Genomic DNA, 22,057 nt, shown 5'->3' with positions numbered 1-22,057 from the left:
GTTAGAAGTTCGTTGATGACTTCGCGGCACCTTTTCGCCCCTGAACACGTTGCTCCTCCTCCCGTGGGACCTGCCACGCTCGTCGTCGCGCCGCGCTCAGGGACAAAAATTCGCGTGCGAATTCATCAACGAACTTCTAACTCAGGACACTAGTTTAGTGGGCCGCCCTTGGTAAATAAGGTAACGCTCAGTTTGCGTAGGGGCAGCGTCAGCAAGGCGCGTCGCGTAGCCAATGGCATCGCCATTGGCAAGCGACGCAACGCCGCCCATGCTACTCGCTGAGCGTCACCTTATTTACCAAGCGGCCCACTAGGCGGGGGGCTCAAGGCGTTAGCCGTTCTATGAACTGACGCGTGTCGTTCAGGAGGCGGCCCCGTGCCGGCTCGTGCACGTACATCATGTGCCCGCCTTGGTAGTACTCGTACTGCACGCGGTTGGCGTCGATCTCGTGGCGGCCAAGGGTGTACTCGGCGTCGAAGTAGGGCGTGACCAGATCGAAGTAGCCTGATGCGACGAGTAGCTCCAACTGTGGGTTCATCCGCAGCGCCGCTGCCAGAGCGTGCGCTGTATTCACGTAGCGAGGCTCCCAGCCCGCGTTTTGCGTCGGGTTCCAATCCCACTGCTTGCTGAGGTTCGGGTCCGCCGGCGAGAGGTATTGGCGATGCCAGTCCACCTTCAGTTCCTCCAGTAGATATTGCATGAAGGCGGCCTTGTAGGCGGGACTAATTGCTGTACTAGCTGCATCCCCTTCCGAGCTCGTGGCGACGTCGTCGATGTCGTCTTGGACGTAGCGGCTGTCGAGGCGGCCGACGGCGAGGCCTTTGTCGCGAAGGAGCTCCTTGGCGAAGCGGTCGCCGCGAAGGCGCAGATTCACGCGGTCGAGGTAGCTAGGGCTGATGCCCGTGAAGTAGCTCAGCCTATCGCGTACCTGCGTATACTCCTGCTCCCCCAGACGGCTGCCCTTCCATAGGGCGGGTAGGTACTGCTCGATGGCGAACTCGCGAGCTGCGGCGAGAAACGCCGCTTGGTTCGGCTCTTTTGGGGTGACGCGCTCGTGGTAAAGCGCGGTCGCCGCGAGCGTGGGAAGGTAAGTGACGAAGGAGGTGAGGTTATCCGGCACGTAGGGCGAGGAGCCCGCGTAGTCCAGGGCTTGGGAGACGAACACCATGCCGTTGACGGCGATCTGCATCTCGTTCTCGAGGATGTGGGCGACTGCCGCGGCGCGGGTCGTGCCATAGCTCTCGCCGAGCAGGAAGCGTGGGGCATTCCAGCGCTTGTGTTCCGTTAGCCAGGTGCGGATGAACTCGGCGATACTCTTGGGGTCTTCGGGTAGGCCCCAAAACTCCTTCGGCTTGGTCTCGCCTAAGGCGCGCGAGTACCCGGTGCCAACGGGGTCGACGAAGACCAGATCGGTCACGTCGAGTATCGTTTGCGGTGCGTCTTCGACGCGATAGGGCGGCGGCCCCGGGTGGCCCGCGTCAGACGGTACGACGATGCGCTTCGGTCCATAGGCGCCCATGTGCAGCCAGGTGGAGGCGGAGCCAGGGCCGCCGTTCCAAACGAAGGTCACCGGCCGGGTGGGGGGCGCGTCCTTCTCGAGGTAGGAGAAGGCAAAGATGGCTGCGCGGGGTTTGCCGTCCATGTCGCGCAGGTAGGTCTCGCCGGCGATGGCGTCATAGGCGACCGTGCGGCCGTTGAATTTCGCGGCGTGTTCGGTGACGAAGCGCGTGGGCTCTGGGGTTTCCTTGGCGGGTGGCGCCGCAGTTGTCTCTGCTGCCGGCAGCGCGGTGGTCAGCGCCAGCAACAGCGCGAGTAGAAGTAGGAAACGTGGCATGCGCAGGTTCGCTAGGTAGCTGGACGGAGCTCCAAGCGTAGCGGGATCGTGGTTAACTGGATAGTGCCGCTCGGGCTGTTGAGCGGTGCGGAACTGGGGAGGAGCTAGACCTCGCCGGCTGCTCCTCCCCCTTGCGCTTCCCTAGGCGGCCGGGAGGGCGAACTTCTGCTCGTCCACCGCTACACCGTAGCTCTGCGGGTCGTCAGCGTGGCGAAAGGCGTCCTCGACCATGCGCGCGTAGAGGTGTCCGGTGGTGCGCATGGCGTAGGCCACCACCTGGACGTCTTCGCTGCTCGTCACCAAGTCTTCCAGATAGCTGTGCATGAGACGGTTGTGCCCTTGGTCGATCGTCGTGTGGTCCTTGAGGAAGGTCAGGGCCTCGTTGGGCACACCAAGCCCGCGCAGCTGATCCATGTAGGCAGGGCCGTTCTGCGTCGGCGTGAACTCTAGGAAGTAGAGGTAGCCTAAGTAGCCCACGGGGTTCTTTACGTAGATCTGGTAGAACCCGTAGGCAAGCAGAGCACTCGTCGCCGGGAGCGGATTCTCCACGGGGATGGCGCTGACGTCCTGCCCGAGTGCTGCCATGTCGTTCAGGGCAAGTTGATCGTGGCCGATCTCCGAAGTGGCGTGCTTGAAGAAGCGCTTTACCACCGATCGCTGGTGGCCCTTGAAGTACACGGTCGCCAGAGCCTGAAGCTGGGGGTTTTCACGGGTGTGATGAAAGACCTGGCGCAGGTAGGACTTGTAATGCTCCAACCCTAGCTCGCCGCCGGCGAGACGTTGCATTCCAGGGCTGGCGTTGAATTCGGCGAGCACGGAGGCGAAGGCATCTTCGAGTTGTTGGCGATAGCTCATGATCATTATATCCCTTAGGCAGTGGCTTTGATTACCTGGCTTGCCTGCCAGGCCTCGTAGTGAGGAAGAAACGGTGATTTGATGGCGCGGAAGTGTTCAACGTCGTGCAGATCGAGCGCCATACCGATGACACTGCCGTACTCGGTGTGCTCGAGTCTCGGCAGGTACTTCCTAAATCCAAGGCTCTCGAAGAAGCCCACTAAGGGTGGGTTGCAGTCCATCAGGTTGTAACGCACGCCGCGAAACAGCGCGTGCGAGTAGATGCCGGTGGCCAGTGCAAGCGCGGCGCGACCGCCGCGGTGCTGTGGGTGCACCATGAACTTGGTCGTGATCGAGGTGTCGCTCGGGTGCGAGGCGATCTTGCTCATTTGGTAGAGATGCTCGTACTCGCCGAGATCGCCGTCTCGGGCATAGTTGGCCCGGACCGTGCCCACGATTTTGTCGCCAACGCTCACGTAGAGCAGGATGCCGGTGGCGTCTAGCGGTTCGACGATCCGTTGTCGCTCGTGGTCTGCATATTGTTGCGGTCGGTCCATTTCTCCGACGTACACCTCGTATCGGAGGCGGTATATGGCTTCGCGTTGTTGCGCGGTCGTGGCTTCACGTACCTGCATTGTTCTTCCTTGTTGATCCCCGAATGGTCAGTCTTGGAGACCGCTCCGACGGCCCACCGGTGAGAAGGTGGGCCTGGCCGCAAAAACCTCTCACCGCTGGATGCGGCGTTCGTGAGTAGGAAGGAGACTGCGCAACGATCTCAGCAGCTCTGGAACGAAGCTCTGTGCCGGGCGCGAGGTCCGGACGCTGCGGGGGGTGTGAGGCGCACGAACGGCGAGCCTGCGTTAGCGCGAGCCGCTGCGAGCGCTCTTCGGGTCGCGAGGCGAGATGGGATTCGGTGCGAGTGGCTGCCGAGTGGTCTGCGGCGCTCATGAGGAGCGCGGCGCCTAGGGCGAAGGCATGATTCCGCCATCGATTCCAATTGCGCGGGCGCGAAGGTCTCTGCACCATAGCGGCGCACGCGATCGTCGCCTCATAGGCGGCGTAGTGAACCGACAGCCTAATCCTGGTGAACGGTCCTCGCTGGGCGCTATAGGGCCCTCCGCACTGAAGTAGTGCGCACCTGCACTAACGTCGCGCTAGCGTCGCGATCGCGCAACAACCCAGCGTTATCGACGCATTTCTTCCCTTTTCGTGTTGCGCTTTCCCCGAAGTTGCCGCAATGATGCGGGCCAGGGGAAGCGGGGAGATACCCGCACACAGCCGTTCACCGGCTGGTTTAGAACGCGTCAGCGACTGCAAACCGGGGGAGAATTTCGTATGCCAACCACCAATGCTCGACTGAGCCATGCACTGCGACGGGCCTTGCTTGCCCTATCGACGCCCGCGCTGGCGATGGGCGCCACCGCGGTGCTCGCGCAGGGGGCTGAGGAGATCGAAGAAGTCGTCGCCACCGGTACGCGCCTCGCACGCGATCCGAACCTCGAGGGCGCTCAGCCAGTCACGGCCATCGATAGTGAAGCGATTCAGCTGTCGGGCGAATACTCGCTTGCCGACGTGGTCAATGACGTGCCGGCGCTGCTCTTCTCGGTGACGGCGGAGCAGTCGGCCGACGACACCCAGGGCGTGACCGCGGGGGGCAACGTGCTCAATCTGCGCGGGCTTGGCATCGATCGCACCCTGACCCTGGTCAACGGCCGCCGCCACGTCGGCGGTGTGCAAGGCAGCTCCGCGGTGGACATTGGCTCCATCCCGGCCCAGCTCGTCGAGCGCGTAGAAGTGCTGACGGGCGGCGCCTCGGCCGTCTACGGTGCGGACGCCGTGACGGGCGTAGTCAACTTCATCCTCAAGGACGACTTCGAGGGTTTCCGCATCGACGGGCGCTTCGGGACGTCCACGGAAATCGACGGTCAGCAGTCCACCGTGCAGGCGGTCTTTGGGAAGAACTTCGCTAGCGGTCGCGGCAACGTCACCCTGTCCTTCGACTACGCGCGCGACGAAGGCCTGCAGTTCGGCGATCGGCCGAATGCGGTGCGCGGCACCGGTGGGGACTGGGTCAACCCGGCCCTGCGCTTCCAGCAGGGTGACATCAGCGAGGGCGCCACGCCAAATCTCGCGCAATTCTTCAACTTCGCCGAGACGGGCCTGACCAACTTCGGTCTGCCGATACCCTCGGCGGGCGACTTTATCGCCGACTACCAGGATACCTTTGGGGCGGCGCCAACGCTGACCGACGCCGAGCTCGCGCTGTTTGACCGTGCGGCTAACGCACCTCAGCGCGCAGTATTGCCCGAGCTCACCTTCCCGTTCACCTCCGGCTACGGCTACGTCATACCGGGCAACCCGTTTACCTTCGACGGCTTCGATCCCGAGACGGCGATCGACCTTAACGGCAACGGTACCCCTGACTGCCTCGATAGTTTCACGGGCTACAACTCCTCCTTCGGCGCCGCGTCCTTCGGCGTGGTCGGCGGGTGCTGGGCTGCCGATGCGGCAGGCAACTACTCCGTCGTCCAAGACGGTCAGGTAGCGGGCGACTTCCAGGGCTTTGGGGGCTCGTCCTTCGATGTGTTCGACCAGGAGTTCTTCAACGTGGTGCCACCCGATGAGCGCATCGCGGTGAACCTTCTGAGCCACTTCGATATCAGTTCCAGCGCGAGCCTGTTCTTCGAAGGGAAGTACGTTACGCAGAACCTGACCACGCCCACCGACCCGAATTCCTTCTGGGATCTGCTGTTCGGTGCGGCGGACAATCCGTTCCTGCCGGACTTCATCCAGGACGTGGCCGATGCCACGGGCGGCGTGGCGATCACTATCGACCCGATCGCCTTCAACGCACGCAACGGCATCGACCGCGAGACGATCCGCCTGGTCGGTGGCGTGGAAGGCGAGCTGCCAAACGGCTGGGGCTACGAGGCCGCTGTCAACTACGGCCGCTACGAGGAGAACATCCAGGGCACGAACCGCGTCATCAATGACCGCTTCTTCGCGGCTATCGACGCGGTGACCGATCCGGCCACGGGGCAGGCCGCCTGCCGCTCTTCCGTTGACCCTGGGGCGCCGGCGCTCAACACGCCGTTCCAGATCCCCGCCTACGAGGAGGGCTACTTCACCTTCACGCCGGGCGATGGCCAGTGCGTGCCGCTCAACATCTGGGCCGGTGCATCAGGCTTCACACAGGAAGCGTTGGACTTCGTTACCACGGACATCTTCACGGACCTCGTGATCGAGCAGGTGGTGGTGTCCGCGGTGCTGACCGGCGATTCAGGTGGCTTCGCCCTGCCCGGTGGCCCGATCCAGTTCGCCTTCGGTGCCGAGTATCGCGACGAGTCCTCCGACGCCACTTTCGATAACTTCCAGCTCGGTATCCTGCCCGAGGGTTCACCCGCCGGGGCTGGCACCTTCATCGGCGACCTCTCGGAGAACACCTCGCTCGTGTTCCGGCCACAGCTCCAAGTGGGCAACGAGTCGGGCTCTTACGATGTGACCGACGTCTTCCTCGAGGCTTCCGCACCTATCGTACGCGATCGCCCTGGCGTGAAGGACTTCACCGTCGGTGGCGCCGTGCGCTATTCGAGCTACTCGACGATCGGTGACACGCTCACCTACAGCGGTAACGTGGTTTACGCCCCGGTCGACTCCTTCTCCGTGCGCGGTACCTACGGCCGTGCAGTGCGTGCACCCAACGTGACGGAGCTGTTCTCGCCGGTGATCGGCACCACCTTCCGCCCGGACGATCCCTGTGACGCCGCGCAGCTCACGGCGCTACGGGAGACCAACGCGGGGCTCGCGGATGAGGTGCAGGCCAACTGCGTGCTCGACCTGCAGTCGATCGGCCTCGATCCCTTCGTCGACGGGGTTTACTCCTTCAGCGATCCCCTGTCGGCCTCCTTCGGCGGTGTGACCCGCGGTAACCCGGATTTGCAGGAGGAGACCTCCGACTCCTTCACCGTCGGCTTCGTGTTCCAGCCGAGCTTCGCCGAAGGCCTGACCCTGACCTTCGACTACTGGGATTACTCGATCGAAGACGCGGTGGCCCTGCCGACGGCGCAGGACACGGTGGACGGGTGCTACCCCGGCGTGGGCAACCCAACCCTATGCTCGCTGTTTACCCGTAACGATGATCCGAATTCAGCGCAATTCGGTGGCCTCAATTCACTGGACCTGACTCGGGTGAACTTTGCCGCCGTAGAAACCAGCGGCTTCGACTTCTCCGGCGCCTACGACTTCGGCGTTGGGCGCCACGCTTTCAACATTCGGGTCCAGGGCAGCTACGTCAACGAGATCGACTTCTTCGAGAACCCTGCAGACCTGACCCAGGTGAATCCGGAATTGGGCGAGATCCAGCGGCCTGAACTGTCCGGCAACATCTTCTTCAACTGGGCCTTCGAGGACTTCCAGTTTGGCTGGCAAACGCAGTACCTGGGCGAGCAGCTGCCGGGTGGCGTGGAGGTGGAAACGGCCGAGTCCCTCTACGGGCCAGACATCTTCCAGGACGCGGTGTGGATCCACGACCTATCGGCAGCCTGGAATGCAAGCGAGAACATTCGGGTCTACGGCGGTGTGCGCAACATCTTCGACAAGGAGCCCTTCATCACGCAGGCGGCGTTCCCGGTGAGCCCGCGCGGACGCTTCGTATTCTTGGGGTTGGACTACCAGATGTAAGCATACCGGGCCGCGAGACCCCTCGCGGCCCGGCCCTGAGCCGGTAGACTGCGCGCGCGTTGCAGCACTGAAGCATGCGCCTCGGCGGCGTGCTCAGATCGAGGGCCTATGGACGGGTGCCGAAGTGGGCTTGAGGTGCTTCGGTTCACGGCTTCAAACGCGCCCCCTGCGCCAGGGTCTTGCCGCCCCGGCACGCCCCGAGTCGGGTGTTCTTTGGGCCTTGTCAGTGAGGTCGGTCCATACTGTCCTGGCTGAGACCGCGATGAAGGAACCGATGTGAAACGACTCTGGGCCCGCCGACTGGCCATGGGCATGTTCATGCTCAACGTGCTCGCCGTCACTTGGCCCGCGATTACCTTCTTTCGTGCCGCAGAGCCGATGGTGCTCGGTTTGCCCATGTCCATGGTGTGGCCGATCGCTTGGATACTCCTAGGCTGGGCCACGCTGCTCGTGCTCGATCGTGCCGAGTCCCGGGAGGACGCTGACTGATGCCACAGTGGGGGGTGATCTCGTCCCTGATCGTCGCCTATCTCGTGCTAACGCTGTGGGTCGGCCTGCGAGCGGGTCGCGGCACATCGGGCACGGTCGATGGTTTCGTCGCGGGTGACCGCAACTTCGGCTTCCTGGTGATGTACTTTGTTACCGGCGCGTCGGTGTTCTCGGCCTTCGCCTTCCTGGGGGGGCCGGGGTGGGCCTATTCGCGCGGCGCAGCAGCCTTCTACATCTTGTCCTATGGCGTGCTCGGCATGATGCCGTGGTATGTGATGGGGCCGAAGATCGCGCGTATCGGTCGGCAGCTGGGGCAGGTGACGCAAGCGCAGTTCCTGACCGGCCGCTTCCGCTCGCGTGGCCTATCGTTGCTGATCGCCGTGATCAGTATCGTTGCGCTAATCCCCTACATCACGCTCCAGATTCGCGGCGCTGGCATCGTCATTGAAGCGGTCACGGAAGGGCAGGTACCGTTGTGGCTTGGGGCGGCGATCGCCTACGGCATCGTGCTGGTGTACGTGTTGGTGAGCGGTGTGGCGGCCGTGGGGTGGACCAACACGCTACAGGGCGTGTTCATGCTGGTGATCGCCTGGTCTCTTGGCCTCTACCTCCCCCGCGCGCTCTACGGCGGGATCGGTCCGATGTTCGAGGCCATCCTCCAGGCCCGGCCAGAGCTGCTTGAGTTGCCAGGTCTCACGGCCAGCGGTGAGCCCTGGAGCTGGGCGGGCTACAGCAGCGCCATCATCATTAGCGCCGTGGGCATCACGATGTGGCCGCACTTGTTCATGAAGGCGTTTACGGCGCGCGATGAGCGCATCATCCGTCGCACGGTCGTGTGGTTCCCTACCTTTCAGTTGTTTTTGGTTCCGGTGTTCCTCATTGGCTTTGCTGGCGTGCTCTTCGTCGATTCGCTGGAGCGGCCCGACTTTATCCTGCCGCATTTGGTCCTCAACGTAGATCTGCCCGTGATCGTGGTCGGGTTGTTCTGTGCGGGTGCCCTGTCAGCATCTATGTCCACCGGTGACGCTATCCTGCACGCCACCGCGTCCGTGGCGGTGGAAGATGGCGTTCGCCCCTTCACCAAGCTCACGGGGGATCAGCAACGCTTGCTGATTCGTATCCTGGTGGTAGTGGTCGGGGCGGTAGCCTACGGATTCGCGGTCTCCGAAGGGACGTCGCTGGTGGTGCTGCTGCTGACCTCCTACGGCGTCATCGCCCAGCTGTCGCCGCCCGTGGTCGCCGCCTTGTTCTGGCGCCGGGCGACCACGGCTGGCGTCATCGCCGGGTTGTTATTCGGCAGTGCGACGGCACTGCTCTGTTACTTCCGGCCCGAGCTCAAGCCCATCGAATTGCACGAAGGGATTTTCGGGCTGATCGCGAACGTCGCGGTCCTTATCCTGGTGTCCTTGCTCACGCCGGCGCAGGATGTCGAGCAGGTAGAGGCTTACGTCAACCCACCACCTCCCTCGGAGTAGCCCCGTGTCCGAACTCGATTCCGTCGACATGCTCGCGCGCCTAGTCGCCTTCCCCACGGTGTCGCGCGACTCGAATCTGCCGCTGATCGATTGGGTGGAGGACTACCTCGGCGCCTTCGGCGCGCGCTGCCGTCGCACCTGCAACGAGGCTGGCGATAAGGCCAACCTGTTCGCGGCCATCGGCCCGCACGCCCCCGGCGGCGTGGTGCTCTCCGGCCATACGGACGTGGTGCCCGTGGATGGACAGGATTGGCATACGGATCCCTTCAAGCTGACCGAGCGTGATGGGTTGCTCTACGGGCGAGGCAGTTCGGATATGAAGGGCTTCGCCGCCGTGTTTCTCTCCCGCCTCGCGGGCCTCGACTGTTCGGCGCTGCAGCGCCCTCTCTACCTCGCACTCTCCTACGATGAGGAAGTGGGCTGCCTCGGCATCGACCGCATGGTGGATGACGCGCTCGCCGAGTTCCCGCGACCCGACTACGCGATCATCGGCGAGCCGACCACCATGCAGATCGTCCGCGCCCACAAGTCGATCAACGTGTTTCGAACCGTGGTGACCGGCCAGGCCGCCCACTCGAGCCAACCTCATCGCGGCGCCGGCGCCATCCTCGCCGCCGCTCGCATCATCCAGCATCTGGATGCCCTCGGCCGGCACAAGCGCGCCGAGGCGACTGACTCCGGCTGCGAGCCGCCCTGGACTACCGTACAAGTTGGTACGATCCAGGGCGGCACGGCGGTAAATATTCTGCCTAGCCATTGTGAGTTTCTTTGGGAATACCGGGGACTGCCTGGGGAGGATCCGGAGCAAATCCTCACCGCCATGCAGCGGTTCATCGCGCAGGAGGTGGAGCCGGATCTGAAGGAGTTCGCACCGCAGGCCTCAGTGCAGACCGTGCCGATCGCGCGCGTCCCGCCCCTCGTGCCAGATTCGCAGGCAAAGGCGGAGAGCTGGGTGCGAAGCCTCGGCGGCGTGCGCGCCGGCGGCTCCGGCGAAGTCTCTTTTGCCACTGAAGCCGGCAGCTTTCAGCGTGCGGGGATCAGCTCTGTGGTCTGCGGGCCAGGCTCTATCGACCAGGCCCACCAGCCTAACGAATTCATAGACCCTGCAGAGCTGCAGCGCTGCGAGGCGATGGTAGACGATGTGATCGCCTACCTTTGCCGGAGGCACTGATCCGATACGATCGGCGGGTGCGCGCGCCGGCGAAGTCGATGCCCGTGCGCTTCTTCCCTTGCGCGCGGGCAAGGGGAAGCTGTCTTCCAGACGCGCGCCCCGATGAGCTGATGCATGAGGCGACCTGCTCGCGCTGGGGCGCGATCAATCGGTCGTGACCAGGATCGTGTTTCCCGTGCCCAAATCCTCGACGATCTCGCCCGCACGAATCACCACGAAGTTGTCGCGCGTGGCCTGATCTAGCATGTAGTGCGCCGCACTAGGCGTGAGCAGGGCCATGTCGTTGATTAGACGATTCTGGATTAGCTCCGTCGCCGCAGTGCCCTGTAGGGCGACGCCGTAGCGGGCGGTACCGGTCAGCGTGTTGCTCACTAGCCTGTTCTGCGACACCGCTGCGAAGACGTCGTTGCACCCTTTCAGCGACTCGTTCGCGAGCAGCTGCATTCCCGCGTAGGCGCTGTCCAGCGCAATCTCGTTGGCCACCACCAGTGCATTGCGTACGCGAGCATCGCCTTCGGAGAGGCTGTCGCAGGCAAAGAGCGTCACGCCCGTGGCCGTGCCGACGTCGAGCTTATCGACCGCCTCGATCGTATTGGTTGCAATTAGCGGACGGCCGTCTGCATCCCAGGCGGACGAGTACTGAACCCCTATCGCGACGAGTCCCTCGCCCGGTACGAAGACGGAGATCTCGTTTCCCGACACCAGCGTAAGCCTACGACCGTCCGCCATACGCACGCCAACATTCACATCTTCGATCACGTTGTTGGTGACGATCACGGGGCCATCGATGCCGAGCAGGGAGATCGCGTCCGTGAACAGGGCGCTGGCTCCGCGGATCGTATTGCCGCGAATGATCACCGGGCCATCGATGGACACGTTGCCGACGGTGCCGGGGCCCACCGTGATCGCTCTCGCCATTGGACTGACGGCATCGATCTCCCCGTCAACATCTCGAATGACGTTGTCCTCGATCGACACGCTACCGCTCGCGCGGGCCACGCGGATCGCAAAGCGGTAAGGGCGTTCGAACTCGATGCCTTGAACTACCACGGCCTGCGGGCGTTCCACGTAGAGTGGCACGTTGCCGCCGATGATCTTCGGCAGTGCCCGGCCGGAAGAGATACCTCTGAATTCGAGTGATCCACTGCCTCCATTCAACGCGATCACCGAACCGCGGCCCGCCGCCTCCGCCGCCAGACCGAAATCGAAGAAAGCAGGCGCTCCGGTCACGTCCATCGCATGCAGATTGATGATGCCGTCACTGTTGCCGGCCAGCAGCGTGTCTACCGCCGCCTGCACGGCGATCACATCGTCTGGAAAGGTGCTGGTGGGGAACACGTCGATGACGGTGGATGACCAGCAGGCCTGGGTCGCCAGTAAGACGGCGCCGAACAATGCACTCATTGCCCTGTTCATTACAGCTTCCTTGCCCTAGCAATTCGCTAAAGCCGTTGGATCAGAATCCCCGAAACCGGGTCATGCATTGCTGTAGATGGACACCTAGGGCGTTTTGGACGGACCCCCCCCCCGATCAGAGGGTCAGCCGGATGAGATCTCCAGCGGTAGGGCGCACGTCCCCGGCCCGACAATCTGGTTCGAGCATAGGGCCTGCTCGGCCGCTGACGAACGGTCACCCAAGGCGTAGTCACGGCTGCCCTAACATCTTTGCCAGAGCAGCCACGAGTGCTTCGAGGTGTTCGTGGTATCGGCTCCCAACGGCCGTGGGGGCATTGCTGTGCACGGCGATCACCAGGGAGGATCTTGGGTCGATGAAGATCTGTTGACCGAATATGCCGCGTGCGCGGAAGCTACCAGACACATCTAGCCACCACAGGTATCCGTAGCCGTCGCTGCCACGAGATGGCGTGGTGGACTCGCCCATCCAACGCTCCGGCAGTACCCGGGTGCCATCGGCGAGGCGGCCGCCGCGCAGGGCGAAGATACCGAGGCGGGCGTAGTCTCGCAGGGTCGCGCTTATGCAGCAGCCGCCTGTCTCCCCACCGCCTGCCTTGCCCAGTAGCCATGAGGCCTCACTGCCCATGCCGAACGGTTGCCAGATCTTGTGCGTGAGATAGGTGGCCGCGTTGTTGCCGATGGCCGCACGCAAGATCTCCCCCGCCAAGTTGGTCTCCCCCGTGTTGTAGAGAAAGACATCCCCAGGGGGCGCACCCCGGTCGAGCTGACCAAGGTAGCGGACCAGCTCGATACCGTTGGCGGCACCCGCTCGCGCCACGTCGGACTGCGGATCGGTATAGTCTTCGTTCCAGTCAACGCCCGAGGCCATCTGCAGCACGTGTTTGATGGTCACGCCCTCGTAGTTCGTGCCGCGAAACCTAGGCACGTAGTGCGTCACCGGCTCATCGACGCTCGCGATGTAGCCGTCGCGAATCGCTGCGCCGATCAACATCGATGTCACGGACTTAGCGATCGAGAAGGACACCCAGCGAGTGCGTTGGTCGTGGCCCTGTGCGTAGTACTCGAGCAGCACTCGTCCGTTCTGCCAAACGAGCAGACCCCTAGACTCGCGCATCTGCAGAAAGTCCTCGAGCACGTAAGCGGTGTCGTCCACGCGATAGTGAAGGGCGGAGAAGTCCCCCGGCTGTAAGGCAAGTGCATACGGCGCGTCGCTCGCTTCGATGGTGCGCGCGGGAAACAGCGTGTCGAAGTGCTTGAAGGCAAGGTCGCGCTCATCCCGGGACAGGAACAGGACGCTGGTGATGCCGAGCTTCTCGCGCAGGGCGGCCAAGGAGGTGTCCTGCTCGGCAAACGCCCGCTCGGTCGCGGTGCCCAGCGCTAGAACCAGCGCTAGCGTCGTCGCGGTGATGGGATGCATGAGATACCTCTGTTCGTCGTCCTAGTGGCCTGCGGGAGAGCGTGCTGCTACCAGAATTGGTTCGCCAGCATCAGCTGCAGTGCCAAAGCCGCCGCACCGCCGGATACGAACACGTTCCAGTCGCGGTGCTTGACGCTCAGCACGTTGAGGAACACGTACGCGAGGGCGATTATCACGGCCACGATCATCAGCTGTCCGAGCTCTATCCCGAGGTTGAATCCCACCAGCGGCACGAGGATCGACGACTCGTCCATCAACAAGGCGCGAAAGTAGTTGGAGAACCCCATGCCGTGGATCAGCCCGAAGAACAGGGCTAGGGCGTAGTTGGGACCCATGTTTGCGCGAACGGATTCGCTCGGTGCACGCACCACGTTAAGCAAGGCCGTGATCAGGATGGTCGTCGGAATGAGAAACTCGATCAGGCTGGACGAGATACGTACCGTATCGAGGGCCGCAAGGGCGAGCGTAATGCTGTGGCCAATAGTGAAGGCAGTGACGAGGATCGCGATGCTGCGCCACTGCTCGAGCCGGTAGACCGCGCAGAGGGCGATTAGAAAGAGGAGGTGGTCGTAGGCGGCGAGGTCTGCGATGTGTTTGAAGCCCACCTGCAGATAGAAGGCAAGCGGATCCATGCTAGAAGGCAAGCTCGTGTTCGGGGGTCTTCTTGGTGAGCATCAGGCTTTTGGACGCGTCGTCCACGTGCACGTAGACGATGTTGTTTTGATCGGAGAACAAGTCGGTGAACACCGCGTTTCTGATGGCCAAAGAGCGTAGGGGCGGGGCGAGGCGATGCTCGAACAGCAGGGCGAGCGCCGTGTTGTCGCCCTCGCCTTTCAACCGCTTGCTCTTGATTTTTAGATCTACCTTCTCACCGTTGGCGTCAATGCGGAAGAAGTCCTCCAAGTAGGAGAGCAATAGTCTCTGCGCATCGGCTGATTCGTTGGGCTTTCCTAGCGCCAGGGCCGTGCTGTTCGGGTCGAACACCAGCGCTTCATTCACGTCCATGACGAACAGCCGCAGGCTGATCGAGAGGAGCTGCCGCTCGGACGAGTACTCTACTTCGCACAGAGACAGGCGCAGGGGATGCGCCATCGCGCTGAGCGCACAAGCGAGCGCGATAGCCGGCAGTAGCACCAGCGCAGAGCCGGTCATTGCAGTCACTCTGGGATAACCTCTCGTCGCCTACCGGCAAATCGTCATCGCCGTGTCGTTTCGATGCTGCTCGCGGACAGTCCAACACCCCTCAGCGATCACCATAGTACGTTACGGCAGAAGCCGAGTTCATCGGGACGGGCGCAACGCTGAGGCCTGCAGGACGCGGACGATCTCACTTGCGTTGTGTCGAAACATATCAATGTAGGTGGCTGCCGGGCCTTCGGCTGTGGAAAGGGAGTCCGAGTAGAGGGTCCCCCCGATGACTGCGCTGGCCTCGCGTCCGAGTTGCTGCATCAGACGCCGGTCGGCGATGTTGTCGACGAATAGCGCGCGGATGCCTTCCTTGCGCATTTGCTTCACCAGCGCCGCGATCTCACCTGCTGACGGTTCGTCCTGCGTACTCAGCCCAACCGGCGCGAGGAAGTCGATGCCGTAGGCCCGCCCAAAGTACTGGAAGGCATCGTGTGAGGTGATCACTTTGCGTTCATTTGGGGGGATGGCAGCAAACCAGCCACGGATTTGCAGGTCTAGGGCCGCGAGTTGCCGATCGTAGCGTTGCGCGTAGCGGCGGTAGTCGTCCGCGTGGCGCGGGTCGACGGCGCTCAAGGCGCGCGCGATGTTGCCGACCGCCAGCCGACCGTTGGCGAGATCTTGCCAGGCATGAGGGTCGATCTGGTGCTTGGCGGTCTCGAGCGCGGCGACACCTTCACTGGCCACCATGATCGGGCCGTCGTAGCCGGAAGCCTCAATGAGGCGGTCGATCCAGCCCTCAAAGCCAAGGCCGTTGACGAGCACGAGATCGGCTTCAGCTAGCCTGCGGGCATCGGCAGGGCTGGGCTCGTAGACGTGAGCGTCAGCGTTGGGGCCGACCAAGGTAGTGAGGCTCACGTGGTCCCCGGCGATGTTGCTCACCAGATCTGCGAGCACGGTGAAGGTGGCAACGACCTTGAGTCTGCCGGCGGCCGTGACGCCAACGGTCGGGGCAACCGCTAGGGCGGCGAGCGCAGCAACGAATGATCGTCGCGACAGGCGATACATGATTACTTTACTCCGGCCATGTTTGGGCCTGATCGTGCTGGCGCATGAGAATTCGAGCGCCGACGCTGCCCCTAGGGCCAGCGAGTAGCGAGATGAGGTACACACTTCCCGCCACCAGGATGATCGACGGTCCAGAGGGAAGGTCAACGTGGTAGGAGAGGAGCAGGCCGGCGTAGGCAGAGGTGAAAGCGATCGCGCTGCTGGTGGCCGCTAGCTTCGCCACGTCGTTCACCCAGAATCGTGCTGCGGTGGCCGGCAGCATCATCAAGCCCACCGCCATCAGCGTGCCTAGCGCGTGAAATCCGGCGACCAGGTTGATCACCACGAGCACGAGGAACAGGAAGTGTAGGCTTGCGCTCGGACCCCCTACGGCGCGTAAGAAGCCGGGGTCGAAGCACTCGACGATCAGCCCACGGGCGATGATGGCCAGCGCGAAGAGCGTCAGTGTCGCGATCGACACCACCAGTAGCAGGGAGGCGTTGTCGACAGCGAGGATTGTGCCGAACAGCACGTGCATGAGATCGACGTTGCTGCCCCGGGTGGATACGATCAGTACCCCCGCAGCCAAGGAGATCAGATACAGGGCGGCGAAGCTCGCGTCCTCGCGCTGTGGGGTGACCCGCGCCACCACACCTGATAACAGCGCCACGGCTAATCCTGCGATGAAGCCGCCCAAGCTCATCGCGACGAGTGAGAGGCCGCAGAGCATGAAGCCGATCGCCGCGCCGGGCAGCACTGCGTGGCTCAAGGCATCGCCGACTAGGCTCATGCGGCGCAAGACCAGCAGTGTGCCCACGGGGCCGCAGCCGAGGCTTAGCGCTAGGCAGGCGACCAACGCCCTGCGCATGAACCCAAATTCGACAAAGGGCTGAATCAGCGCGGCGTAGAGGGCCATGCCGCATCCTGGTCGTAGGGCGCCGGGCGATCGTCCCAGGCTTGTGCCATCTGCCGCGCCTGGCGCAATCGCCGGTCTTGGAGGACATCTGTGCTCGCGCCCCAGGCAAGGGACTCGCGGGCGAGCAGCAGGGTGTCGGGAAAGTGCTCTCGCACCTGATCGACATCATGCAGTACGGCGACGACCGTGCGGCCCTCGTCATGCCATCCAGTGACGATCTGCAAGAGGTCGGCCGTGGTCCTTGCGTCGATGGCGGCGAAGGGCTCGTCGAGGAGCATGACGGCACAGTCTTGCACCAGCATGCGGGCGAAGAGAACGCGTTGGAACTGACCCGCTGACAAGGCGCCGATCGGTCGTCGTGCCAACCGATCGAGGCCGACGGCTTCCAGGGCTTGCTCGGCGCGTTGGCGCAGGGCGCGGCTGACGGGGTGGAACAGGCCGATTTTCCGCCAGTGACCGAGGATGACCGTGTCGATCACGGAGACCGGGAAACCACGGTCGATCTCCGCCTGTTGCGGCAGGTAGGCGATGTCTGTCGGATCTAGATCGCCGCGCTCTAGGCGACCCTGAAGCGGGGCAAGCAGCCCGACCAGTCCTTTCAACAGGGTGCTCTTGCCGCCACCGTTGGGGCCGACGATCGCCGTCAGCGATCCGCTGGCAAAGCAACCGCTTAGGCCGCTGACAGCAGGGCGGCGGTCGTCGTAGCCGAGGGTCACTTCGCGGAGGGAGAAGACCGTGGTCAAGGCAACAGCCCCATCGCCCAAGCCGTGGCAACCCACAAGAGGATCGCGAGAAACGCGGCCCCTGCCAGTCGAGCGACCACGCCACTGGCCAGCAGGGAGAAGGGCTGATCGGGTGTTGTGTCTCCCTTGACAGGCTCACTCATCGAATCGGGGGACAGAAGGTATTTGCGCTGCAATCACGATGGGATCTCAAGCCTTAGACGCTACCGCCGCTGCCACCGCCGGCCGCATGGGCGCTCGCAATTGTGCGAATGCGCTCCAGCATAAGCGAGAGGCCGTTGGCGCGGTGAGGTGAAAGATGTTTGGAGAGTCCAATGTCGTCGATGAACGTCGGTGAGGTCGTCAGAATGTCGTGTGGGCGACGCCCCGAGTACACCTTGAGAAGCAGGGCGATGATCCCCGCCACGATCGCGGAGTCACTCGCCGCCTCGAAGTCGAGCTTGCCGTCCTCATATCTGGCGTCGAGCCACACGCCGGATTGGCAGCCGTACAGTCGGTAGTCGTCGGTTCGCTTGGCGTCGGGGTACGCCGGCAGGCGCCTTCCTAGGTCGATAAGATACTGATAGCGCTCCGTCCAATCTCCCAGGAACTGAAAGCTATCCACGATCGAGCGCTGTACTTCTGCCGTCGTGGTCTGATCGGATTGTGTAGGACCTTCCATCTCAAGCGTTCCTGCGTCGGTCGGCGTAGTGGCTGCGACCGCCGATGCCCGTCTCCATCACTCCCTGTCGCCCGTGCTACTCGCCCTTCGGGTCTGCCCAGGGGCAGCGTCCGCGGCGTTGCATCGCTTGCCAATGGCGATGCCATTGGCTGCGCGACGCGCCTTGCTGACGCTGCCCCTACGCAGACTGAGCGTTACCCTATTTACCAAGCGGCCCACTAGCGCGCGTCCGCCGCCGCGGCACAATGCCCGCAGGTGCCTTGGATCTCGACGACCCGCTTGGTCACACGGTATCCCAGGTCTGCCGCGTCCTCGGCCAGTAGCCGCATGATTCGTTGATCGTCCAGTTCAGCCGCTGCCCCGCAGTCAGCACAAATGAAAAAGAGGGAATCATGGCGTCGCTCAGGATGCGAGCATGGAGTGTAAGTGTTGCGGCTTTCGATCTTCACGGCCAAGCCCTGGGCGATCAGGAACTCGAGCCCGCGATAGACTGTCGGCGGCCCGACCTGCCGGGCGGTTTTTATCTTGAGCGCCTCGATCAGCTCGTATGCGCCCATCGGGCGGGCGCTTTCCCAGAGCAGCTCCAGGAGCTGCCGCCTGAGCGTAGTGAGCTTGGCGCCGCGCGCGCTGCACAGCGATGCTGCAAGGGCAACCTGTGCGGCGGGTTCGTGGAGATCGCTGCAGGTGGGGTCAGTGCAGGGTCGAGGCTGCGTCGGTCTACCTACCGCCATGGACAGTACCTCTGTTGCTTTTGCGAAACTGCGCAAGATCCCGTAACGTTATAATGTTGCAATTGCTGGAGCAAGTAAGCGGTTACAATCGCGGGCGCCAACACAGCCGAGCAGGTAGCGCCGAGGGCGCGGCCAAGTCGCTACTCTTTTCAAGCGTGCACGGCACGCGGCGGCGTGCCTCACCGTCGCCGCCTGCTTTGGGCGGGCTTCGTAAACGGCAGTAATTACCTTGATGCTTTTTTTCTTAGCAAACCCCGGAGCTCCGGTCGGTGATACAGGCGGAGACGAATACGCGTGGCGCAGGTAGGCACGGAGGACCGCCAAGCGCTGCTGGCGGCCCGCCAGGCACTGCCGGCAGCGAACGCGCGAGCGCTGCAGGCCGCCGCAACGCTGCGCCAGCGCCTGGCCGATGAGGACCAGCAGCGGGAGCAGGGCATCCTCGGGGCTTGTACGCTCCACGTCTGCACGTCTTTCCGGGCGCCTGGCGCGCCGCGCGAGCCTCGCGAAGAGCGGCCGGGGTATGTTTTGTATCGCGAACTTGAGGCAGTGCTGCGCGCGAGTAGCCTTAGCGACCGGGTAGAAGTGAGAGCCGTGCAATGCCTGAGCCTGTGACCGCGCCCCGCGGCATCGCCATGTCCTCAGTGGGGGCGTGGACCTATCCTTTTTGGGAATCAGTAACCCGGCGTCAGCGGATCTGCAATCATCGAGTGCCTCACGCACTGTTTAGTGACGGCAGATGGGTGCTAGGAAGGAGCGCCCAAAGGGATTGCGCTCAAGCATACTCGGCCGAGTGCCACCCCGCTGAGGGCCCTCGACGTGCAACAGGCGGCGGCTCGAGTACTATTACGAGCCGGCGCTAGTACTCGCAACGCTGCTACAGGAGAATTTAGGTGAGCACAGCAAATAAGGTACCCGTTTCGATCCTCACCGGCTTTCTCGGCTCGGGGAAGACAACGCTTCTGAACCGCATCCTGAATGAGCAGCACGGTAAACGTATCGCTGTGATCGAGAATGAGTACGGGGAGGTCGGCATCGATCAAGCCCTCGTGATCGAAGCGGACGAAGAGATCTTCGAGATGTCGAACGGTTGCATCTGCTGCACGGTACGCGGTGACCTGATCCGTGTGCTCGGCAATCTGATGAAGCGTCGCGACAAGTTCGACTACGTCCTGGTGGAGACTACCGGGCTTGCGGACCCCGGGCCGGTCGCCCAGACCTTCTTTATGGACGAGGAGATTCGCGACGAGTTCTCCCTCGATGGGATCGTTACCCTGGTCGACGCGGCACACATCGAACAGCAACTCGGGCGCAGCGATGAGAGCACCGAGCAAGTCGCGTTCGCCGACGTCCTCGTGTTGAACAAGACGGACCTCGTCGACGATGAGACCCTCGACCGCCTAGAGGGGCGTCTTCGGGAGATGAACCGGATGGCACGGGTGGTGCGCTCGGAGCGCGCCGAGCTGCCCGTCGATACCGTGCTGAACCTCGGCGCCTTCGACCTCGATCAGGTATTGGAGCGACGCCCCACCTTCCTGGAGCCGGAGTATCCCTTCGAGTGGACCGGCGTGTACGCCCTACAGAGCGGTCGCTACGAGCTCAGCCTAGCGGAAGGGCCAGACCCCGAGATGTCCCTAGTGGTGGTGGCCGACCAAGCTGAGGATGACGCGGCCCTGCGGGAAGGGGCGGAGTGGTGTGTGCGGCGTTACGCCGAGACGGCGCAACCCGTCGACCCTGGGCAGTTGATACCCCTGAACAAGCACGTCAATCTCCTGCTCGATTCACCGGGACGCAAGGCCTTCTCTCTCGAGGTGGATGGTCCCATTCGGGTGGGCCTGTATGCCCAACATACCGCGGAAGAGTTCGACCTCCAGCTTATCGATGTGGAGGGAAATGCGGTCGAGTATCAGGTCGAACGCACCTGGGTAGCGCAGCACGAGCACGACGACGAGGTGGGCTCGATCGCAATCGAGGTCGACGGCGATGTGGACTGGGATAAGCTCCACGCTTGGCTAGGCAAGTTGCTGCGCGAGCGCGGGGTGGACCTCTTCCGTATGAAGGGTTTTATCAGCATCGCTGGCGAATCCGAGCGCTTCGTCTTTCAGGGCGTGCACATGCTTTTCGATGGCCAACCGGATCGCCCCTGGGGCGATATGCCGCGACGCAACCAGCTCGTCTTCATCGGTCGCAACCTTGACGAGCCGGCGATGCGTGCTGGCTTCGAGGCATGCCTGATGTGAGCGAGCGCCAGAAGAAGGCGCCAGAGGGCGTTCTGCATCCAGGCTGGACCGCACAGGTGGGCGACTACGCCTCCGTCGGGGGCTGGGCCGCTGGCGGTAAATCGATACTCGTGGGGGATGCAGCGGGCGGTGTCTACGCCTTCGAAGGCACCTCAGGCGCGTGCGTCTGGGACCGCGAAGGCGCTCATGAGGGTGGCGTCCTCGCCCTGGCGATCCACCCGAACGGGAGTACCTTCGCCACCGCTGGCGAAGACGGGCGAGTCCTTATCTGGACGGCCGGCGATGGCCATATGGTAACGACACTCGATATCGGTAAGGGCTGGGTCGAGCATCTGGCGTGGTCACCGGACGGCGCCTGGTTGGCCGTCGCGCACTCCCGCCAGGTCCGCGTGTACAGTGCGCAGGGCGCTGAGGTGTGGCGCTCTGAACATCACCCAAGCACCGTCAGCGTCATCGCCTGGAGCGAGCGGGAGCTGGCAACCGCCTGCTATGGGCGAGTGAGCTTCTTCGATGTGTCTACGGGCGAGTGTCGACAGAAGCTGGAGTGGAAAGGCTCGCTCGTGTCGATGGCCTTGAGTGCTGACGGCGACATCGTGGCCTGCGGCAGTCAGGATAATACGGTGCATTTCTGGCGTCGCTCCACGGGGCGGGATTCCATGATGGCGGGGTACCCTGCCAAGCCGTCAACGCTCGCATTCGACGCCAGCGGCACTATCCTGGCCACCAGCGGCGGCAGCGGTGTCACGGTCTGGAGCTTCGCCGGTGATGGCCCCGAGGGCACCAAGCCAGGCGTGATGGACGGCCACGTGAAGCTCGTCACAACCCTCGCGTTCACCCGTCGCGGTATGCGCCTGGCTTCCGGCGGTCGCGAGGGCATGGTAGTGGTGTGGCTGCTCAAGAGCGATGCGCAAGGCGGGCCGATCGGCGCCGCCATGGTAGGGGACGCGGTGGCTCAGGTGCATTGGCGCCCCGATGGGCGCGCGCTGGCCGCGCTCGACGCGCAGGGTGTCGTAACCGTTTGGAGAGTCAGGTAGCGGGGCCCGTCGAGTGTCCGAGCGCGAATCCGCCGCGACTAGTGAGTCGTGAATTAGGGGTGGGGCAGTTGCGCAGCGCCGTGCTATCCCCTTTGCCAGAGTCGCGAGCGCAGGCCAACTGCGACCGATCTACCCGAGCAGGCAACTAAGCCTTATCCGTTCCGCGCGCGGGCACCTTCAACGATCGAGAGCGTCCGGTGCCAGCTGCCCAGTTACCTTCCAGTCCAAGGCGATCCTCGCCCACCAT

At 63.3% G+C, this 22,057-nt stretch carries 20 protein-coding genes; 7 read left to right on the top strand and 13 right to left on the bottom strand.

The window, feature by feature from the left end:
• Window positions 1–322: 322 nt before the first annotated feature.
• The 3 genes from AAGA68_21640 to AAGA68_21630 form a co-directional block, all read right to left on the bottom strand.
• Complete coding sequence (locus AAGA68_21640; protein ID MEM9387672.1) at window positions 323–1,834, bottom strand: serine carboxypeptidase; 1,512 nt, start codon at window positions 1,832–1,834, stop codon at window positions 323–325.
• 141 nt (window positions 1,835–1,975) lie between these two features.
• Window positions 1,976–2,689 carry an iron-containing redox enzyme family protein gene (locus AAGA68_21635; protein ID MEM9387671.1) on the bottom strand — a complete coding sequence of 238 codons (714 nt, stop codon included), beginning with the start codon at window positions 2,687–2,689 and terminating at the stop codon, window positions 1,976–1,978.
• Window positions 2,690–2,703: 14 nt separating this feature from the next.
• Entirely contained in the window at window positions 2,704–3,303 is a 600-nt protein-coding gene (locus AAGA68_21630; protein ID MEM9387670.1) for a GNAT family N-acetyltransferase, read from the bottom strand.
• Between the two features lie 700 nt (window positions 3,304–4,003).
• On the opposite strand from AAGA68_21630, the gene AAGA68_21625 reads away from it, so the two are divergent.
• The 4 genes from AAGA68_21625 (at window position 4,004) to argE (ending at window position 10,483) form a co-directional block, all read left to right on the top strand.
• Entirely contained in the window at window positions 4,004–7,348 is a 3,345-nt protein-coding gene (locus tag AAGA68_21625; GenBank protein ID MEM9387669.1) for a TonB-dependent receptor, read from the top strand.
• Between the two features lie 276 nt (window positions 7,349–7,624).
• Window positions 7,625–7,837, top strand: a complete 213-nt coding sequence (locus AAGA68_21620) for a hypothetical protein (GenBank protein MEM9387668.1) — start codon at window positions 7,625–7,627, stop codon at window positions 7,835–7,837.
• Window positions 7,837–9,312, top strand: a complete 1,476-nt coding sequence (locus tag AAGA68_21615; protein ID MEM9387667.1) for a sodium:solute symporter family protein — start codon at window positions 7,837–7,839, stop codon at window positions 9,310–9,312. The genes AAGA68_21620 and AAGA68_21615 overlap by 1 nt, the downstream gene beginning before the upstream one ends.
• Before the next feature lie 4 nt (window positions 9,313–9,316).
• Entirely contained in the window at window positions 9,317–10,483 is a 1,167-nt protein-coding gene (gene argE, locus AAGA68_21610; GenBank protein ID MEM9387666.1) for an acetylornithine deacetylase, read from the top strand.
• 144 nt (window positions 10,484–10,627) lie between these two features.
• On the opposite strand, the gene AAGA68_21605 is transcribed toward argE, so the two are convergent.
• The 10 genes from AAGA68_21605 to AAGA68_21560 form a co-directional block, all read right to left on the bottom strand.
• Window positions 10,628–11,887, bottom strand: a complete 1,260-nt coding sequence (locus tag AAGA68_21605) for a hypothetical protein (protein MEM9387665.1) — start codon at window positions 11,885–11,887, stop codon at window positions 10,628–10,630.
• 241 nt (window positions 11,888–12,128) lie between these two features.
• Window positions 12,129–13,316 (bottom strand): serine hydrolase domain-containing protein, encoded by a 1,188-nt coding sequence (locus tag AAGA68_21600; protein MEM9387664.1) that lies wholly within the window; start codon window positions 13,314–13,316, stop codon window positions 12,129–12,131.
• A gap of 47 nt (window positions 13,317–13,363) precedes the next feature.
• Entirely contained in the window at window positions 13,364–13,948 is a 585-nt protein-coding gene (locus tag AAGA68_21595) for a HupE/UreJ family protein (GenBank protein ID MEM9387663.1), read from the bottom strand.
• A gap of 1 nt (window position 13,949) precedes the next feature.
• A complete protein-coding gene (locus AAGA68_21590) occupies window positions 13,950–14,468 on the bottom strand; it encodes a DUF6702 family protein (GenBank protein MEM9387662.1) in 519 nt (172 codons plus the stop codon).
• A gap of 129 nt (window positions 14,469–14,597) precedes the next feature.
• Window positions 14,598–15,509 (bottom strand): metal ABC transporter substrate-binding protein, encoded by a 912-nt coding sequence (locus AAGA68_21585; protein MEM9387661.1) that lies wholly within the window; start codon window positions 15,507–15,509, stop codon window positions 14,598–14,600.
• A gap of 7 nt (window positions 15,510–15,516) precedes the next feature.
• On the bottom strand, window positions 15,517–16,404 hold the full coding sequence (locus AAGA68_21580; GenBank protein MEM9387660.1) for a metal ABC transporter permease: 888 nt from the start codon (window positions 16,402–16,404) through the stop codon (window positions 15,517–15,519).
• Window positions 16,383–17,147, bottom strand: a complete 765-nt coding sequence (locus tag AAGA68_21575) for an ABC transporter ATP-binding protein (protein MEM9387659.1) — start codon at window positions 17,145–17,147, stop codon at window positions 16,383–16,385. Before AAGA68_21575 ends, AAGA68_21580 begins: the two co-directional genes overlap by 22 nt.
• Window positions 17,144–17,290 (bottom strand): hypothetical protein, encoded by a 147-nt coding sequence (locus AAGA68_21570; GenBank protein MEM9387658.1) that lies wholly within the window; start codon window positions 17,288–17,290, stop codon window positions 17,144–17,146. Before AAGA68_21570 ends, AAGA68_21575 begins: the two co-directional genes overlap by 4 nt.
• Before the next feature lie 53 nt (window positions 17,291–17,343).
• The gene (locus tag AAGA68_21565; protein MEM9387657.1) at window positions 17,344–17,808 is read right to left on the bottom strand and encodes a SufE family protein; all 465 of its coding nucleotides are present in this window, start codon (window positions 17,806–17,808) and stop codon (window positions 17,344–17,346) included.
• A 218-nt stretch (window positions 17,809–18,026) separates the two neighbouring features.
• Complete coding sequence (locus AAGA68_21560) at window positions 18,027–18,539, bottom strand: Fur family transcriptional regulator (protein ID MEM9387656.1); 513 nt, start codon at window positions 18,537–18,539, stop codon at window positions 18,027–18,029.
• A gap of 294 nt (window positions 18,540–18,833) precedes the next feature.
• Here AAGA68_21560 and AAGA68_21555 point away from each other — a divergent pair, with 294 nt between their 5' ends.
• The 3 genes from AAGA68_21555 (at window position 18,834) to AAGA68_21545 (ending at window position 21,810) form a co-directional block, all read left to right on the top strand.
• Window positions 18,834–19,151 carry a hypothetical protein gene (locus AAGA68_21555; GenBank protein ID MEM9387655.1) on the top strand — a complete coding sequence of 106 codons (318 nt, stop codon included), beginning with the start codon at window positions 18,834–18,836 and terminating at the stop codon, window positions 19,149–19,151.
• A 278-nt stretch (window positions 19,152–19,429) separates the two neighbouring features.
• Window positions 19,430–20,776: a GTP-binding protein gene (locus tag AAGA68_21550; protein ID MEM9387654.1), complete on the top strand. Its 1,347-nt coding sequence runs from the start codon at window positions 19,430–19,432 to the stop codon at window positions 20,774–20,776.
• Window positions 20,764–21,810, top strand: coding sequence for a hypothetical protein (locus AAGA68_21545; GenBank protein ID MEM9387653.1), 1,047 nt, complete (start codon window positions 20,764–20,766; stop codon window positions 21,808–21,810). The genes AAGA68_21550 and AAGA68_21545 overlap by 13 nt, the downstream gene beginning before the upstream one ends.
• Window positions 21,811–22,057: the final 247 nt, after the last annotated feature.

This window comes from Pseudomonadota bacterium (assembly GCA_039193195.1).
Lineage (GTDB): Bacteria > Pseudomonadota > Gammaproteobacteria > Steroidobacterales > JBCBZW01 > JBCBZW01.
This window is presented reverse-complemented; position numbering and strand designations above follow the sequence as displayed.